Source organism: Bacillus sp. SDLI1, from assembly GCF_001553895.1.
Lineage (GTDB): Bacteria > Bacillota > Bacilli > Bacillales > Bacillaceae > Bacillus > Bacillus siamensis.
The window spans coordinates 671,113-689,302 of the sequence record NZ_CP013950.1 but is presented as its reverse complement, the minus strand read 5'-3'; the positions used below and the strand labels follow the sequence as shown (position 1 = coordinate 689,302).

At 46.5% G+C, this 18,190-nt stretch carries 13 protein-coding genes and 1 riboswitch; all 13 genes read left to right on the top strand.

Annotation, left to right across the window (positions count from 1 at the left end; genetic code table 11):
* The first annotated feature begins 103 nt into the window (after window positions 1-103).
* The 13 genes from mraY (at window position 104) to AUL54_RS02960 (ending at window position 18,035) form a co-directional block, all read left to right on the top strand.
* On the top strand, window positions 104-1,078 hold the full coding sequence (gene mraY, locus AUL54_RS03020; protein WP_007409707.1) for a phospho-N-acetylmuramoyl-pentapeptide-transferase: 975 nt from the start codon (window positions 104-106) through the stop codon (window positions 1,076-1,078).
* Window positions 1,079-2,434 carry a UDP-N-acetylmuramoyl-L-alanine--D-glutamate ligase gene (murD, locus tag AUL54_RS03015; protein WP_060962847.1) on the top strand — a complete coding sequence of 452 codons (1,356 nt, stop codon included), beginning with the start codon at window positions 1,079-1,081 and terminating at the stop codon, window positions 2,432-2,434.
* Between the two features lie 58 nt (window positions 2,435-2,492).
* Window positions 2,493-3,593, top strand: a complete 1,101-nt coding sequence (spoVE, locus tag AUL54_RS03010) for a stage V sporulation protein E (RefSeq protein WP_003154430.1) — start codon at window positions 2,493-2,495, stop codon at window positions 3,591-3,593.
* Between the two features lie 116 nt (window positions 3,594-3,709).
* On the top strand, window positions 3,710-4,801 hold the full coding sequence (gene murG / locus AUL54_RS03005; RefSeq protein WP_016936207.1) for an undecaprenyldiphospho-muramoylpentapeptide beta-N-acetylglucosaminyltransferase: 1,092 nt from the start codon (window positions 3,710-3,712) through the stop codon (window positions 4,799-4,801).
* 25 nt (window positions 4,802-4,826) lie between these two features.
* A complete protein-coding gene (gene murB, locus AUL54_RS03000) occupies window positions 4,827-5,738 on the top strand; it encodes a UDP-N-acetylmuramate dehydrogenase (protein WP_047475120.1) in 912 nt (303 codons plus the stop codon).
* A gap of 128 nt (window positions 5,739-5,866) precedes the next feature.
* Window positions 5,867-6,658, top strand: a complete 792-nt coding sequence (locus AUL54_RS02995) for a cell division protein FtsQ/DivIB (RefSeq protein WP_060962846.1) — start codon at window positions 5,867-5,869, stop codon at window positions 6,656-6,658.
* Window positions 6,659-7,205: 547 nt separating this feature from the next.
* Window positions 7,206-8,519 (top strand): cell division protein FtsA, encoded by a 1,314-nt coding sequence (gene ftsA / locus AUL54_RS02990; protein WP_060962845.1) that lies wholly within the window; start codon window positions 7,206-7,208, stop codon window positions 8,517-8,519.
* A 35-nt stretch (window positions 8,520-8,554) separates the two neighbouring features.
* Window positions 8,555-9,703 carry a cell division protein FtsZ gene (gene ftsZ, locus AUL54_RS02985; protein WP_060962844.1) on the top strand — a complete coding sequence of 383 codons (1,149 nt, stop codon included), beginning with the start codon at window positions 8,555-8,557 and terminating at the stop codon, window positions 9,701-9,703.
* 272 nt (window positions 9,704-9,975) lie between these two features.
* Window positions 9,976-14,265, top strand: a complete 4,290-nt coding sequence (locus AUL54_RS02980) for a S8 family peptidase (protein ID WP_060962843.1) — start codon at window positions 9,976-9,978, stop codon at window positions 14,263-14,265.
* 215 nt (window positions 14,266-14,480) lie between these two features.
* A complete protein-coding gene (gene spoIIGA, locus AUL54_RS02975) occupies window positions 14,481-15,410 on the top strand; it encodes a sigma-E processing peptidase SpoIIGA (protein ID WP_060962842.1) in 930 nt (309 codons plus the stop codon).
* Between the two features lie 57 nt (window positions 15,411-15,467).
* Window positions 15,468-16,187, top strand: a complete 720-nt coding sequence (sigE, locus tag AUL54_RS02970) for an RNA polymerase sporulation sigma factor SigE (protein ID WP_016936200.1) — start codon at window positions 15,468-15,470, stop codon at window positions 16,185-16,187.
* A gap of 140 nt (window positions 16,188-16,327) precedes the next feature.
* Window positions 16,328-17,110, top strand: coding sequence for an RNA polymerase sporulation sigma factor SigG (gene sigG, locus AUL54_RS02965; RefSeq protein WP_013352181.1), 783 nt, complete (start codon window positions 16,328-16,330; stop codon window positions 17,108-17,110).
* Window positions 17,111-17,237: 127 nt separating this feature from the next.
* A complete protein-coding gene (locus AUL54_RS02960; RefSeq protein WP_060962841.1) occupies window positions 17,238-18,035 on the top strand; it encodes an ABC transporter ATP-binding protein in 798 nt (265 codons plus the stop codon).
* 4 nt (window positions 18,036-18,039) lie between these two features.
* Window positions 18,040-18,148, top strand: a riboswitch (TPP riboswitch).
* The last annotated feature ends 42 nt before the right edge of the window (window positions 18,149-18,190 follow it).

Here is an 18,190-nt window from a genome sequence, read left to right as displayed (position 1 = left end):
GGAAAGAGTGTTAGAATGAGGGAAATGAAAAGAATTACGGGGAAACAATGTGAATATGATAAATACGTATGTCGTTTGAACGAAACGGGAGGAGAAAAGAGCAATGCTTGAGCAAGTGATTTTATTTACAATAATAATGGGATTTTTAATCAGTGTTCTGATATCTCCGATTCTTATCCCGTTTTTAAGACGCTTAAAATTCGGCCAGAGCATCAGGGAAGAAGGGCCGAAATCACATATGAAAAAATCAGGGACGCCGACGATGGGCGGGGTCATGATTATCGTATCCATCGCCATTACGGCGATTGTCATGACGCAGAAATTTTCGCATTTGAGCGCGGAAATGTTTCTTCTGCTGTTTGTCACGATCGGATACGGCCTGCTCGGCTTTTTGGATGATTATATTAAAGTGGTGATGAAACGGAATCTCGGATTAACGTCGAAGCAGAAATTGATCGGCCAGATCATTATCGCCATTGTATTCTACGGAGTATATCATTACTGCCATTTTTCAACCGGCATCAGGGTGCCGGGAACACATCTGTCAATCGATCTCGGCTGGGGATACTTTATCCTCGTTCTCTTTATGCTTGTCGGAGGTTCAAACGCCGTCAACCTGACAGACGGTCTGGACGGTCTCTTGTCCGGTACTGCTGCTATCGCATTCGGCGCTTTCGCGATCCTTGCGTGGAACCAGTCACAATATGACGTTGCGATTTTCTCGGTTGCCGTTGTCGGCGCCGTTCTCGGTTTTCTTGTATTCAACGCCCATCCCGCCAAAGTATTTATGGGGGATACCGGTTCGCTTGCGCTCGGAGGAGCGATCGTGACCGTTGCCATTCTGACGAAGCTTGAAATTCTGCTCGTCATTATCGGCGGAGTTTTTGTTATTGAGACCTTATCTGTTATCTTACAAGTCATCAGCTTTAAAACGACAGGAAAACGAATCTTTAAAATGAGTCCGCTTCACCACCATTACGAATTGGTCGGATGGTCTGAATGGAGAGTTGTCGTCACATTCTGGACTGCGGGACTGCTGCTTGCCGTTTTAGGAATTTACATCGAGGTGTGGTTATAAGTGGAAAACGAACTTTTTTTGCAAAAACAAAACTTTCTGGTCCTCGGACTGGCGAAAAGCGGATATGCGGCTGCGTCAATTCTTCATGAAAAAGGCATTAACGTCGTCGTAAATGATCAAAAAGCCTTTGAAGAAAACGAACCTGCCCAAAGGCTTTCAGAAAGAGGAATTGAGGTTATATGCGGTGAACATCCGACATCACTTTTTGATCAGCATGATATTACCATTCTGATCAAAAATCCCGGAATCCCGTATGAAAATATCATGGTAGAGGAAGCGCAAAGAAGAGGCATCCCGGTCTGGACGGAAATCGAGCTTGCGTATTATATCACCAATGCAAAATTCATCGGCATTACAGGCTCGAACGGGAAAACAACAACGACGACCCTGGTCTACGAAATGCTGAAGGCTGACTCGATAAAGGCGCTGATCGCGGGGAATATCGGCACTGTCGCCAGTGAAGTGGCTTATCATGCTGACGGTGATGAATGGATCGTCACGGAGCTTTCTTCGTTCCAGCTGATGGGGACTCATGCGTTCAGACCTGAAATCGGCCTGATTTTAAATGTATTTGACGCTCATTTGGATTATCACCACAGCCGTGAAAATTACGAAAAAGCCAAGCAGAAGGTGTATCTGCATCAGCTTGAGAGCGATACGGCCATCGTGAACCAAAGCGATGAAACAGTCGTGCGGCTTGCCGAAGGCGGAAAAGCCGGCACCGTTCCGTTTTCAGTTCATCAGGAACTGTCCAGCGGTGCATTCATTAAAGACGGGATGCTGATGTTCGGCGATGAAGCGATTCTGCCTGTTGATGACATCGTACTGCCGGGCGCGCACAATTTAGAAAATATTCTAGCCGCTGTAGCCGCGGCAAAAACGGCGGGCGCATCCAATAATGCTATTCAGAAGGTACTGACAAGCTTTACCGGTGTTAAACACCGTCTGCAGTATGTGACTGCGATTCAGAATCGTAAATTTTATAATGACAGCAAAGCGACGAATATTTTGGCCACAAGCAAAGCGCTTTCCGCGTTCAACGCTCCGGTTATACTGCTTGCAGGCGGACTTGACCGCGGCAACGGCTTTGACGATCTGAAACCGTATATGGACAATGTCAAAGCGGTCCTTACGTTCGGCCAGACGGCGCCGAAGATAGAAAAACTGGGCAATGAGCTGGGAATACAACATGTCAAACGTGTCGATAATGTTGAACAAGCAGTATCTGCGGCGTTTGCGCTCTCAAATGAAGGAGACGTCATCCTCTTGTCACCTGCGTGTGCAAGCTGGGATCAGTTCAAAACATTTGAAGAACGCGGTGACATGTTTATAGATGCCGTGCATATGCTTAAGTAAGGGCTTGTCTCTGTTCATCGGCAGCCCTAAATGACTTATGCTTGGGGTGTCGATTGCTTTGACTACTAAAAAAACAGCGCCTGATTTGTTATTAGTTATCATTACGTTATTGCTTTTAACAATAGGATTAATTATGGTTTACAGTGCAAGTGCGGTTTGGGCGGATTATAAATTTGACGACTCGTTTTTCTTTGCGAAACGGCAGCTGCTGTTTGCGGGAATCGGCGTCATTGCCATGTTTTTCATTATGAATGTGGATTATTGGACATGGCGGACATGGTCGAAGCTGCTTCTGATCATTTGTTTTTTCCTGCTTGTGCTTGTACTGATTCCGGGAGTCGGAATGGTGCGGAACGGTTCAAGAAGCTGGATCGGAGTGGGCGCGTTCAGCATTCAGCCTTCGGAGTTTATGAAACTCGCGATGATTGCGTTTCTGGCTAAATTTCTTTCTGAAAAACAGAAGAACATTACGTCATTCAGACGCGGATTCGTTCCCGCGCTCGGAATCGTGTTTTCTGCATTTATTATTATCATGTGCCAGCCCGACCTTGGAACGGGGACGGTGATGGTGGGCACGTGCATCGTGATGATATTTGTTTCCGGTGCGCGAATCGCTCATTTCGCGTTTCTCGGACTCATCGGTTTAAGCGGATTTGCGGCGCTTGTTCTGTCCGCTCCTTATCGGATTAAACGGATCACCTCCTACTTAAACCCGTGGGAGGATCCGCTTGGAAGCGGATTTCAGATCATTCAGTCGCTCTATGCCGTAGGTCCGGGCGGTCTGTTCGGAATGGGGCTCGGTCAAAGCCGGCAAAAGTTTTTTTACCTGCCGGAGCCGCAAACCGATTTCATTTTTGCTATTTTATCTGAGGAACTCGGCTTTATCGGCGGTTCGCTCATATTGCTGCTGTTCAGTATTTTATTATGGCGGGGCGTCAGGATTGCCCTCGGCGCTCCGGATTTATACGGAAGCTTTGTCGCCATCGGCATTATTTCTATGATTGCTATTCAAGTCATGATTAATATCGGCGTTGTGACAGGGCTGATCCCGGTAACAGGAATTACGCTGCCGTTTTTAAGCTACGGAGGGTCATCATTGACGCTGATGCTCGCAGCGGTCGGCGTGCTTTTAAATGTCAGCCGGTACTCGAGGTATTGATCTGTATCTTGCCTCATCACTCATGATATATTCGTCATTTATAAAAAAACAGACAACATCAATAACCCTGTCCTAAAAAACAGGGTTATCGCTGTGTGATTAAGGGGGACATACGAATGCGTATTGCAGTAAGCGGAGGCGGAACCGGAGGACATATTTATCCGGCTTTGGCCTTTATTAAAGAAGTTCAGCGCCGGCATCCTGACGTGGAATTTTTATATATCGGAACAGAAAACGGTCTTGAGAAAAAAATTGTTGAACGGGAAAATATTCCGTTTCGCGCCATTGAAATTACAGGTTTCAAACGAAAACTTTCTTTTGAAAATGTAAAAACGGTCATGCGTTTCTTAAAAGGCGTGAAGAAAAGCAAATCGTATTTAAAAGAATTTAAACCAGATGCTGTTATCGGCACAGGCGGCTATGTATGCGGTCCGGTTGTATACGCGGCGGCAAAAATGGGAATTCCGACGATCATTCATGAGCAAAACAGCCTTCCGGGCATCACGAATAAGTTTCTCTCGAAATATGTTAATAAGGTGGCGATTTGCTTTGAAGAGGCAAAATCGCATTTTCCTGCTGAAAAAGTTGTTTTTACGGGAAACCCGAGAGCCTCTGAAGTCGTCTCAATTAAGACAGGCCGCTCGTTAACTGAATTCGGGCTGAAAGAAGATCAAAAAACAGTGCTCATTTTCGGCGGAAGCAGAGGTGCGGCTCCTATTAACCGTGCAGTTATTGATATGCAGGAAGAATTGAAAACGAGACCTTACCAAGTGCTTTATATTACCGGGGAAGTGCATTATGAGAAGGTAACGGCTGAGCTGAAAGGCGGAAAAGCCGCTGATAATATGGTGACAAAACCGTTTTTGCACCAAATGCCGGAGTACTTAAAATCAATTGATGTCATTGTGGCCAGAGCCGGGGCGACAACGATTGCGGAAATCACCGCACTCGGCATTCCGAGCGTGCTCATTCCGAGCCCGTACGTGACAGCCAATCACCAGGAAGTCAATGCGAAGGCGCTCAGCCAGCATGACGCTGCAATCGTACTGAAGGAAACCGAGCTCAGCGGAGAAAAACTGATCGCTGCGCTGGACAAAATCGTAATGAATGATGAAACGTTAAAAGACATGAGTGAGCGGACAAAATCACTCGGTGTTCCCGATGCGGCAGCCAGACTGTACAGTATCATGGAAGACATTAAAAAATAGAGCAAATGGAATGCGGAGGTTTACGATGGAGAACGTAATTCAGGAATTAAGAGACCGCGAAGTCGGCAAAGTGCTGGAACAAGAACCGCTCGCGAATCATACAACGATGAAAATCGGCGGTCCGGCGGACATTTTAATCATCCCCAACCGTGTGGAAGCGGTCAAAGATATTATGGATATTGTGAAGAAACATGACCTGCCATGGACGGTTATCGGCCGCGGTTCAAATCTGCTCGTGCTTGATGAAGGCATAAGAGGAGTTGTTATTAAGCTGGGAGCGGGACTCGATCATTTGGAGATTGACGGCGATCAGGTGACAGTCGGAGGCGGTTATTCAGTCGTCCGTCTTGCGACTTCGATGAGTAAAAAAGGAATGTCCGGACTCGAATTTGCAGCAGGCATTCCGGGATCAATCGGCGGAGCCGTCTATATGAATGCGGGGGCGCACGGATCTGATATGAGTGAGATTCTCGTGAAAGCCCGTATCTTATTTGAAGACGGCACGATCGAATGGCTGACGAACGAAGAGATGGACTTCAGCTACAGAACATCTGTATTGCAGAAAAAACGTCCCGGCGTGTGTCTCGAGGCAGTTCTAAAGCTTGAGCAAAAGGAACGGGAAGCCATCACGGCGCAAATGCAGCAAAACAAAGATTACAGAAAAAATACTCAGCCGTACTCAAGCCCCTGCGCCGGAAGCATATTCAGAAATCCGCTGCCGGATCATGCCGGAAACCTCGTTGAAAAAGCGGGATTAAAAGGATATCAGATCGGCGGAGCGAAAGTGTCTGAAATGCACGGGAATTTTATCGTCAATGCCGGCGGGGCGACTGCCAAGGACGTCCTTGACCTGATTGAGTATGTGAAAAAGACCATCCGTGAGCAGTATGATGTTGACATGCATACAGAAGTTGAAATCATCGGCGGGAATCGCTAAAGGTTCTCTGATTTACGTGAGCTCATGTGATATACTTTTAACAAATGTCAAACGGCATCACAGCATGCCGTTTGTTTTTCAATCAGACGAATGTCAAGCTGTTTCATTCTTAGCGAGGTGGACAGGCAGTGAACCCGAATCATGAAAGAGAAAAAATCGTAAATATTGAAGAACGGATTCCGAAAATCAAAGAGCAGCGGAAACAAAAAGCAAACCGCCGGCTGATTTCATTCATTGTGCTCTTTTTTATGATGGTTTTAATCATCGTGTATTTGCAGATGCCGATCAGCAAAGTCTCTTCTGTCACCGTTTCCGGAAACGAAAACGTGTCTGTAAAAGAGATCAGCGCGCTTTCTGATATACATAACGGACAGACCGAGTTCTGGAGTCTGAACAAGAAAAAAACAGAAGAAAAGATTGAGCAGAATAAGCTGGTGAAAAAGGCGGAGCTTTCAAAAGCATTTCCTAACAAAGTCAGAATTCACATTGAAGAATATAAGACCATCGCGTATCTGCAGCGGAATGATGTGTATTATGAAGTGCTGGAGAACGGCACCGTGCTGCCGAACGAAGTCACGCCCGATGACGCGGGTCCGATTTTGGTAGACTGGACAAACGCGAAAAAGCGGGTCAAAATGGCGGAGCAGCTTGATAAGCTTTCAGGTTCGTTAAAGCAGTCGATTTCTGAAATCTACTACACGCCGGTAAAAATGGATCAGGATCGGATTAAGCTGTATATGAACGACGGATATGTGGTGACCGCTTCAATTAAAACGTTTGCCGCCCGGATGAAGACCTATCCTTCTATCGTTTCTCAGCTGGACGGCGAAAAAAAGGGAATTATCCACTTAGAAGTCGCTACATATTTTGAAGAATTTAAAAAAGGTAAATCCGGCAAGAAAAAAGAAACTGATCAATAGTTCTAAAGAACTAATTTTAAGGTGATTCAAAAGGGACTGTTACAATCAGCACGGCAGCCGATATAACCGATAGCGGAATAGTTATGACTATGTTTGTTTTGTGCCGGCGATCCGGCTGCCGGACAAGCGGAAAATTCTTAATGCAATGGGCGTGTCTTCTGCAGTGAGCATTGCATTTGGAATTTTCCTCCTGTTTCTTCTTTTTTCGGATGTTTCTGGCAATATCTATCGCTTTTCTGAAGGTTCATCTTAGTGTAGACTAATGGAAAGCGGGTATATTTGCATCTGGATTGCACAGGATGACCCCGTGACAAGAAATCTTACGGTAAGGTGGGCCATCTCCAAAAAAAATAAAAAAAATGCGATATAAAAGAGGATATACATAGAATATAACGAATAGTTTCATTAAACATAAATTGTGAGAAATCAGATGAAAATTTGTTGATGCTGTTGTTTTTGTTACACACTTGTAAAGCCACATCCATTGTATTGTTGTTCCGCAAATAATAGAATAGAATTTGATCGAAATGTGAGGAGGTGCCATAGAATGAACAACAATGAACTTTACGTCAGTCTTGACATCGGTACGTCCAATACAAAAGTGATCGTCGGAGAAATGACAGATGATTCCCTTAACATTATCGGAGTGGGAAATGTACCGTCTGAAGGGTTGAAAAAAGGCTCAATCGTTGATATAGATGAAACCGTTCATTCTATAAGAAAAGCGTTTGACCAAGCTGAAAGAATGGTAGGTTTTCCGCTGAAAAAAGCCATTGTCGGCGTTAATGGAAATTATATTCATATTCAAGATACGAACGGCGTTGTCGCTGTTTCCAGTGAAAACAAAGAAATTCACGTTGAAGACGTCCGCAGGGTAATGGAAGCGGCACAGGTCGTGTCAGTTCCGCACGAGCAGCTGATCGTTGACGTCGTTCCGAAACAGTTTATCGTTGACGGAAGAGACGAAATTACCGATCCGAAAAAAATGCTCGGCGTGCGCCTGGAAGTAGAAGGCACGCTGATTACCGGCTCCAAAACGATCTTACATAATTTACTTCGCTGTGTGGAGAGAGCGGGCGTCGAAATTACAGATATCTGCCTGCAGCCGCTTGCGGCCGGTTCAGCGGCTTTGTCAAAAGACGAAAAAAACCTCGGAGTCGCCATGATTGATATCGGCGGCGGCTCGACGACGGTGGCGGTATTTGAACAGGGGCACCTGAAGGAGACAGCCGTCATTCCGCTCGGAGGCGAAAACATCACGAAAGATGTATCGATCGGATTGCGCACTTCCACCGAAGAGGCTGAAAGAGTAAAAAAACAATTCGGACATGCATTCTACGATGAGGCTTCAGAAGATGAAGTATTTGAAGTCACCGTCATAGGAACGAATCAAAAGCAATCTTTTACACAGCAGGAAATTGCCAATATTATTGAAGCAAGAGTGGAAGAGATTCTTGAGATTGCCGCAGCCGAAATTGAGCATATGGGAATTACAGATCTGCCCGGCGGCTTTGTGCTGACCGGCGGACAGGCCGCAATGCCCGGAGTGCTTTCATTGGCACAGGAAGTGCTGAGGCACAATGTTAGGGTCGCAAGCCCGAATTATATCGGTGTAAGAGACCCTCAATATATGACGGGTGTCGGCTTGATACAATTTGCCTGCCGAAATGCCAGAATTCAGGGAAGAAAAATAGGCTTTCATATGCCGGAAGAAGCCGTGCAGGAAATCGCGGTCTCTCACGAAGAAGAACATCATCAGCGGCCTGAGGCGCAGCAGCGTCCAAAAGCAAAACAAAAAAAACAAGCCGAACACAACAAACCGAGCAAAATGAAAAAACTATTAAGCATGTTTTGGGAATAGATTGATAGTCATTCGGCAGATTAGGAGGATTTAGCATGTTGGATTTCGAAACAAACATAGACGGCTTAGCATCAATTAAAGTAATCGGAGTAGGAGGCGGCGGTAATAACGCGGTCAACCGAATGATTGAAAACGAAGTACAGGGTGTAGAGTACATCGCGGTCAATACGGACGCGCAAGCTCTTAACCTGTCAAAAGCAGAAGTGAAAATGCAGATCGGAGAAAAGCTGACCCGCGGTCTCGGAGCGGGAGCGAATCCGGAAGTCGGCAAAAAAGCCGCTGAAGAAAGTAAAGAACAAATCGAAGAAGCGTTAAAAGGCGCTGACATGGTGTTCGTTACAGCCGGAATGGGAGGCGGTACCGGAACGGGAGCCGCACCGGTTATTGCGCAAATCGCAAAAGACTTAGGCGCTTTGACTGTCGGAGTCGTAACAAGACCGTTTACATTTGAAGGACGAAAACGCCAGCTGCAGGCTGCAGGCGGTATCACGGCGATGAAAGAAGCCGTTGACACGCTGATCGTTATTCCGAATGACCGGATTTTAGAAATTGTCGATAAAAACACACCGATGCTTGAAGCATTCCGTGAAGCTGATAACGTGCTTCGCCAAGGGGTGCAAGGTATCTCAGACCTTATCGCGACGCCCGGTTTAATCAACTTGGATTTTGCCGATGTTAAAACCATCATGTCCAACAAAGGTTCAGCATTGATGGGTATCGGGATCGCAACAGGAGAAAGCCGTGCTGCCGAAGCCGCTAAAAAGGCCATCTCCAGCCCGCTCCTTGAAGCGGCAATCGACGGAGCGCAAGGTGTTTTAATGAACATTACGGGAGGTACAAATCTGAGCCTCTACGAAGTGCAGGAAGCAGCCGATATCGTCGCTTCTGCGTCTGATCCTGATGTGAATATGATTTTCGGTTCAGTTATCAATGAAAATCTGAAAGATGAAATCGTCGTTACCGTCATCGCGACCGGTTTTATCGAACAGGAGAAAGATGACTCAAAACCGCAGCGTCCGAATTTAAACCAAGGCTTGAAGTCTCAAAGCCAGCCTGCTGCGAAACGTGAGCCGAAACGAGAAGAAACACAGCATCAAAACACGGTAAACCGCCATACTTCACAGCCGGCGGATGATGCCCTTGATATTCCTACATTTTTAAGAAACCGCAACAAACGCGGCTGATGCAAAAAGGACAAAACCACATGGTTTTGTCCTTTTTCTTTTTTCGCTCAGTCTTCCTGCCTATCTCCATGATCTATACAGCAAAAATAGAAACTTTATACCTATGACCAATTGATTGTTTTCTAGTTTCGTCCGGCTTTCTGACAGAATGTGACAATATCTGAATAGAAGATTGTCTACATTTAACGTACAGCATCGAAATGACAAACCATTCCAATTGAGAGGGGAGGAATACAAATTTATATTGCATTTCCAAATAAGGGGGGATACGATTGAAGAAAAAAATGAGAAACAGATGGACAGGCTCCGTTTTAAGCGCGATTGTCGTCAGTTCACTGCTGTTTCCGGGTGCAGCCGTAGCGGAGACCGCACCGGGAACAGTTTCTGCCACCAAAGATCTTTCTTCCTCTAAGAGCATTCAGCATAAGATTTCCGATTCGGTCAAGAAGCGTTTTGAGAAAAATGATAAAGTCACATTTCTCATCAAATTTAAAGAGAAAGCCGATACGAAAAAAGCGGTCAAAGAAGCAGAGAAAAACGCCAAGTCCCAATCGCTTTCTGCAGCAAAAACAGAATATCAAAAGCGGTCAGCGGTCGTCTCTTCTTTAAAAGTAGCGGCTCATAATGCCCAGCAGAATATAAAAACATATTTGGAAAAACAAAAAAAGAAAGGCAAGGCGGAGCGCATCCATTCCTATTATATTGTCAACGGAATGGCAGTCACGGCTTCGAAAGAGGTGATGGAGAAAGTTGCCTCATTTCCTGAAGTAGAAAAAGTTCTCCCGAATGAAAAGCGTCAGCTTACTCAATCGAAAGCTCCTTTTCAATTGAAGAAAAAACAAAAAGAGATCAAGGCAAAGGGAGGCGTTGAATGGAACATCAGCCAAATTGATGCGCCGAAGGCCTGGGCCTCAGGGTACGACGGCACCGGTACGGTTGTCGCCTCCATTGATACAGGGGTTCAGTGGGATCACCCGGCGCTTAAGGAGAAATACCGGGGGTACGATCCTGAAAATCCCGCAGCGCCGAACCATGAAATGAACTGGTATGATGCCGTGTCTAAAAAAGACGCGCCCTACGATGATCTTGAACACGGCACTCATGTAACAGGAACCATGACGGGTTCAGAACCTGACGGCTCAAATCAAATCGGTGTCGCTCCGGGCGCGAAATGGATCGCAGTAAAAGCATTTTCAGATGACGGAGGAACCGATGCCGATATTTTGGATGCCGGTGAATGGGTGCTCGCGCCAAAAGATAAAAACGGCACTCCGCATCCCGAGATGGCGCCGGATGTTGTCAATAATTCCTGGGCAGGCGGTTCAGGTATGGACGAGTGGTACCGCGATATGGTGAATGCATGGAGAGCAGCCGAGATTTTTCCGGAATTCTCTGCGGGAAATGAAGACTTATTTACACCGGGAGGACCCGGTTCAATCGCAAATCCGGCCAATTATCCGGAAGCATTTGCGACAGGTGCGACTGACATCGACAAGAAACTCGCTGATTTCTCACTTCAAGGCCCCTCACCGTATCATGAAACTAAGCCGGATATTTCGGCTCCGGGAGTGAATATCCGTTCCTCTATTCCTGGGGGAACATATGAAGGCGGCTGGAACGGAACTTCAATGGCCGGGCCGCATGTGGCGGCGACGGCGGCTTTGTTAAGGCAGGCGAACGCGTCTATTACGGTTGATGAAATGGAAGACGTTTTGACGCGCACCGCTGAAAAGCTGACAGACTCCGTTTTTCCAGAATCACCGAATAACGGCTACGGCCACGGTTTAGTCAATGCTTTTGACGCCGTTTCTGCCGTAACAGACGGAATCGGAAGCGTAGAAGGCAAAGTATCTTCTGCGGGCGAAGATCACAATCCCCCCAGCTGGCAGCATGAACCCGTCCATGAAGCTTACAAAGGGGCAAATCTGCCGTTAACGGTTACAGCAGAAGATGATGTAAGCGTGACTGAGGTGTTACTTTCCTATCAATTTGATAAAGGAGAGTGGAAAACGATCGCCGCCGTTCAAAAAAGCGGTGATGAAAAAAAGGGACTCTATCAGGCAGAAATTCCGCACGTAACGGGCAGCACGGTAAGTTATAAATGGACAATAAAAGATTTCGGGGGTCATTCTGCAGAATCTGATACGTACCGGGCTGATGTAAAACCGAGCATTACGGCGGGGTACAAAGAAGATTTTGAATCACAGCCGGCCGGCTGGTCCAGTTACGGGACACATGACCAATGGGAATGGGGGATTCCGAGTTCAGGCCCCGGCGCTGCATTTTCCGGAGATAAAGTGTATGCGACGAACCTGTCCGGACCGTATGCCGATTCAGCCAATATGAATTTGGTGATGCCTCCGATCCAGGTTCCGGATTCAGGACGATTGTTTTTGCAATTTAAAAGCTGGCACAAGCTCGAAGAATTTTTTGATTACGGGTACGTGTTCGTTCTGCCGGAAGGAAAATCGAATTGGGAGCAGGCTGCTGTTTACAATGGTGACTCCGCAGGGTGGAATGATGAAGAAGCAGACTTATCCGCGTATAAAGGCCAAAATATAAAGCTTATGTTTAATATGCAGTCAGACGAAGTACTCAATGAAGACGGATGGTATATTGATGACGTCCGGCTTTCAAGCAGCCCTCTCGGCAAGGCGGCCAAAAAAAGTAAACACAATAGACAAACACCGCCCGGCCATCTGAAGAAAAAAGCCGTCAGTCCGAAACTGGCCAAACCGGCGGTAAAATCATCCGGAAAACCGGTGAAACGAGAAACGAATCTCCTGCCGCTCAGAGCGCAAATCAGTGTCGCCGAGACGGGGAAATCCGTGTATTCCGACCCCGCAACCGGAAGCTACAGCCTGTCTCATAAAGCGGGAAACTATACGCTGAAAGCCGAGGCATACGGATTTAAACCCGCTGCAAAACAAGTTTCTGTTCAAGCAGACAAAACCGCACAGGCAGACTTTACACTGGAGCAAATGCCGTCCGGCACGTTAAAAGGAACCATCACCAATCAGTCGACAGGCGAACCGGTGGAAGGGGCCGCGCTTTATGTAGTGGAGGACGCTGCAATTGAGCCTGCGGTGACAAATGATAAAGGGGAATATTCGCTTCAGGCGTACGAAGGCTCATACACCATTAAAGTAGCCGCAAAAGGCTTTTACAACAGTGAATTTTCTGTTGACATCAAAGGGGATGCTGAAAAAAACGCCAAGCTTAAGCCGTATATCGGCTATGAAGGGGAAATTGCCTATGATAACGGAACTGAAGAAGCCGGACTGTCCTATTTTAAGGCAGGCAGCAAATCTGCCGTTAAGATGACGCTTAAAGATGGAAAAGAACACGGTATGCTGACAGGAGGCCTCTTTAAATTTTGGGGCGCGGACTGGCCTGATCCGGGCGGTACAGAATTTCAAGCAGAAGTATATGATGCATCCGGCCCTGACGGGGGCCCGGGCAGCAAAATTGCCGGCCCGTTCCAAGCTGAAGCGCTTCGAAACGGAGAATGGACCAAAGTGGATCTCAGCTCAAAAGGAATCGAGGTCGGAAAGGATTTTTATCTTGTGCTCCGCCAGACGAAACCCGATCCTTATTCACCTGCCCTGTCATCTGACGACGGCAGTCCATATTCGAACAGAAACTGGCAATACCTCGACGGCAGCTGGTCAAAAGCCGATAAATCAGACGGAAACTTTATGATCAGGGCTTTAGTCGACTACGAAGCTTCCGTGCCTGACATCACGTCGCCTGATGACCGGTCATTTACAAACAAGAAGTCCATCACGGTGAAAGGAACGGCTTCACCAAGAACCGCAGTCCGCCTGACCAATAACGGTAAAACCGCCGCTGAAACGAAAGCGGATGCAGACGGCCATTTCCAGGCTGATGTCACACTGCGTAAAGATGCCAATCGGCTGACGGCGGCATCTGTGACGGACAAGGGATCAACCGATGAGTCACGCCCTGTCACGGTCATACTCGATCAGGATAAGCCGGATGTGACGATTGACAGTCCGGCAAACGGAGATAAAACAAATAAAGAAGCGGTGACTGTAAAAGGAAAAGCTTACGATAACCATCTAAAATGGGTGAAGGTGAACGGCAAAAAGGCCGAGGTGAGTGACGGCTCTTATCAAGCAAGAATCCTTTTGGAAAACGGCAGCAACGAAATCAAAGTCACGGCCTCAGACGAAGCGGGTAACAAAACAACAAAAAAGACGGTGATTGATGTCAATTATCACGCTCCCGTCATCTCCGGATTGGTTCCCGGAGCGGATAAAGAATTAAAAGCCGGAGAATCAGTGAAAATCGCTTTTTCAAGCGGGAAGAAATTAGACGCCTCTTTCGTGATCCGTATGCCTCTGGCAAACGCCCGGACAGGGACCCAAAACGCGACGGAGCTTCCGCTGAGAGAAATTTCTCCGGGACGATATGAGGGTTACTGGACGGCGACTTCTTCCATCAAGGCAAGCGGAGCAAAAATTGACGTTATTGCAAGAGATGACTATGGAAATGAAACGAGACAGACAGCAAAAGGAAAACTTTATATCAATGAGTAAAACAGAGCGCTGCCGGGACACGGCAGCGCTTTTTTTGCTGAGACGGTCAATAGGAAATCAATCTCTTCGACCCTCGACAAATAAAACGGTTATCCCTTAAAAATTGTACTTTCCCCTCAACATTAATTGACAGACTTTCCCACAGAGCTTGCTTTATACTTATGAAACAAGAGAGAGAAACAGATATGTAAGACAAAAGAGGAAAGGGGTCAGATGTGAAAATCTATCTGGATGTCATTTGGCTGTTGAACTTTTGTTTTGATTCTCTTTTGCTTTTATTAACCGCCTTTATTTTAAAACGCCAGGTGAAAAAAAGAAGAGTGGCCGCCGGCGGTTTCATCGGATCAGCCATTGTGCTTCTGATGTTTACGCCTGTTTCTCCCTTTGTGGAGCATCCGGCGGGAAAAATGGCATTTTCAGTTGTCATCGTGCTTACGGCTTTTGGCTTTAAACGATTTCGGTACTTTTTTCAAAATTTGTTCGCCTTTTATTTCGCGACCTTTCTCGTCGGCGGGGGAATGATCGGCGTACATTCCCTGCTGCAGACAGAATCAATTGTAGAACACGGCGCCATGGTTACGAGCCAGACCGGCTTCGGTGACCCGATCAGCTGGATATTTGTTGTCATCGGATTTCCGGCCGTATGGTTTTTTTCGAAAAAGAGAATCGAAGACATCGAGACGAAGTCCATTCAGTACGAAGAACTTGTCATGGTTCAGGCAGAATTCAGCGGGCAGACAATCCGCGCAAAAGGCCTGGTGGATTCCGGGAATCAGCTTTATGATCCGCTGACAAAAACGCCGGTCATGATCCTTCACATTGACAAATTCGCTCCGATTCTCAGTGAAAAGGAAACGGACATCATCAAATCTGCCAGTCCGCTTGAAGTGATAGAGCAGCTTGATGATTCGTTCCGTCATGCGGATAAGCTGAGGCTGATTCCATACAGGGGCGTCGGTCAGGACAATCAATTTTTACTCTGTTTAAAGCCGGATTACGTCACGATTATAACGAAAGACGAGATGATCGCATGTGAAAAATGCCTGATCGGCATCAGCGCGAAACCATTATCAGCGGATGGTGAATTTGACGGAATCGTTCACCCGAAGATGCTGACCGGGAAGGCTGTGAAGCATGTATCCTGACGAAAAGTCTGTTATTCATCATACTCAAAACGCATTGTATTTAGAAGGGGGAGGAAGATGAAAAAACTTAAGTTGCGTCTGACATATTTATGGTATAAATGGCTGATGAAACTCGGACTGAAAAGTGATGAAGTATATTACATAGGAGGGAGCGAAGCGCTGCCGCCGCCTTTGTCTAAAGAAGAGGAGCAGGTGCTCTTATTAAAGCTGCCGAGCGGGGATCAGGCGGCGCGGGCCATCCTGATTGAGAGAAACTTACGCCTTGTCGTTTACATTGCCCGCAAATTCGAAAACACCGGCATCAATATCGAGGACTTAATCAGCATCGGCACAATCGGTTTAATCAAAGCGGTAAACACGTTTAATCCGGAAAAGAAAATCAAACTCGCAACCTACGCGTCACGATGTATTGAAAACGAAATTTTAATGTACTTGCGCCGAAACAATAAAATCCGTTCAGAGGTGTCCTTTGATGAACCGCTGAACATTGATTGGGACGGAAACGAACTGCTGCTTTCGGATGTGCTCGGCACAGATGATGATATTATTACAAAAGACATTGAAGCCAATGTGGATAAAAAACTTTTGAAAAAAGCGCTTGAGCAATTAAATGATAGAGAAAAGCAGATCATGGAACTGCGATTCGGGCTTGTCGGTGAAGAAGAAAAAACACAAAAAGATGTAGCCGACATGATGGGGATTTCACAATCTTATATCTCCCGGCTCGAAAAGCGGATTATTAAAAGACTGAGAAAAGAGTTTAACAAAATGGTGTAAAATTTTTTCCATCTGACAGTCCTTACTGCTGCAAGGATTGCCGGTGCCGGATGTTTATTTCTGTAAAATGACGGTGCATATTTTTCCCACCCGAGGAGATACTTAACGTTGTACAGCAGCTCCTAGTGGGAGGGAAAAACGTGTCAAGAAATAAAGTCGAAATTTGCGGGGTGGATACCTCCAAATTACCGGTACTCAAGAATGAAGAGATGAGAAAGCTGTTTAAGCAATTGCAGGATGAGGGCGATGATTCAGCGAGGGAAAAGCTTGTAAACGGCAATCTGCGCCTTGTCTTAAGCGTCATTCAGAGGTTTAACAACAGAGGAGAGTATGTTGATGACTTATTTCAGGTCGGCTGCATCGGACTAATGAAATCCATTGATAATTTTGACCTAAGCCATAATGTTAAGTTTTCAACATACGCTGTACCGATGATTATCGGAGAAATCCGCAGATATTTGCGGGATAACAATCCGATCCGCGTCTCGAGGTCGCTTCGCGATATCGCATATAAAGCGCTTCAAGTAAGGGAGCGGTTAATCAGTGAGACAAGCAGGGAGCCGACAGCAGAGGAAATCGCCAAAGTTCTTGAAGTGCCCCATGAAGAAATTGTGTTTGCCCTTGACGCCATCCAAGATCCGGTATCACTGTTTGAGCCGATTTATAATGACGGCGGCGATCCGATTTACGTGATGGACCAGATCAGCGATGAGCGCAATAAGGATACACAATGGATTGAGGAGCTCGCTCTGAAAGAAGGCATGAGAAGACTGAACGAACGGGAAAAAATGATTTTGCGAAAACGCTTTTTCCAGGGGAAAACCCAAATGGAAGTCGCAGAAGAAATCGGCATATCCCAAGCTCAGGTCTCAAGGCTTGAAAAGGCAGCCATTAAACAAATGAATAAGAATATCCATCAATAACGGAGAAAGCCTTTAAACATTGTTTTAAAGGCTTTTTTCGTGCGCCGGTTTACGTTTGCGAAAAAGTGATGTATTCTAATGTGTAAAAGTTTTAAGAAAATTGAAACAAATAAACGGGGGAACTGCAATGATTTTACAGCTGGACAATGTGTCATTAAAAAGAAACGGCCAATGGATTTTGAAAAATATCAACTGGCGCGTTGAGAAAAACGAAAATTGGGTGCTGTTCGGACTGAACGGAGCCGGAAAAACAGCCTTGCTGAATATGTTATGTTCTTATTACTTTCCCACTTCAGGAGAGATGCAGGTGCTCGGCCATCAATTCGGCAAAACAGAGCTCGGTGACAGGCTCAGAAAAAAAATCGGTCTTGTTTCGGCGGGTCTGCAGCACAAATTATATGCCGCGGATTCCGCTTTTGAAATCGCCCTCAGCGGCGCGTACGCTTCAATCGGGCTTTACGAAACGCCGAGTGAACAAGTGAGGGAAAAAGCGATCGGTCTTCTGAAGGATTTAGGCGCCATTAGTTTCGCGGACAGACGGTATGAAACGTTATCTCAGGGGGAAAGGCAAAGAGCGCTGATTGCGCGGGCGCTTATGGCTGATCCGGAACTGCTGATTTTGGATGAGCCCGTGACGGGTCTCGATTTTATGGCAAGAGAGCAGCTGCTGGACACGATAACGTCGATCGCTGAAAAAGAAAATGCGCCGTCCATCCTTTATGTCACTCATCATGCTGAAGAAATTCTGCCGGTATTTGATCAGGCGCTGCTTTTAAAACAAGGCGAGGTGTTCGCTGCCGGGAAAATCAAGGACATGCTTTCTGACGAGCGGCTTACAGCGTTTTTCGATATGCCTGTCAACGTCTTATGGAACAACGGCCGTCCATTTTTAACGCGTGCAAAAGCGGCATCATCCGTCAACTAAAATCAATTCACCCTGGGGGTGCTGCTGACGTGCAGCTGAGAGAGACATTGGTCTCAACCCTTAACGGACCTGATCCGGATCATGCCGGCGGAGGGAAGCGGTGAAAAAAAGCGGAGGGAAATCCGTTTTTACCCGTTTCATTTGATGAAACGGGT

Bases quoted from the DNA above. Each gene is read 5' to 3' on its own strand.
- AUL54_RS02960 (WP_060962841.1), top strand. From the start codon at position 17,238: ATGATTTTACAGCTGGACAATGTGTCATTAAAAAGAAACGGCCAATGG.
- ftsA (WP_060962845.1), top strand. From the start codon at position 7,206: ATGAACAACAATGAACTTTACGTCAGTCTTGACATCGGTACGTCCAAT.
- mraY (WP_007409707.1), top strand. From the start codon at position 104: ATGCTTGAGCAAGTGATTTTATTTACAATAATAATGGGATTTTTAATC.
- ftsZ (WP_060962844.1), top strand. From the start codon at position 8,555: ATGTTGGATTTCGAAACAAACATAGACGGCTTAGCATCAATTAAAGTA.
- murG (WP_016936207.1), top strand. From the start codon at position 3,710: ATGCGTATTGCAGTAAGCGGAGGCGGAACCGGAGGACATATTTATCCG.
- sigE (WP_016936200.1), top strand. From the start codon at position 15,468: ATGAAAAAACTTAAGTTGCGTCTGACATATTTATGGTATAAATGGCTG.
- murB (WP_047475120.1), top strand. From the start codon at position 4,827: ATGGAGAACGTAATTCAGGAATTAAGAGACCGCGAAGTCGGCAAAGTG.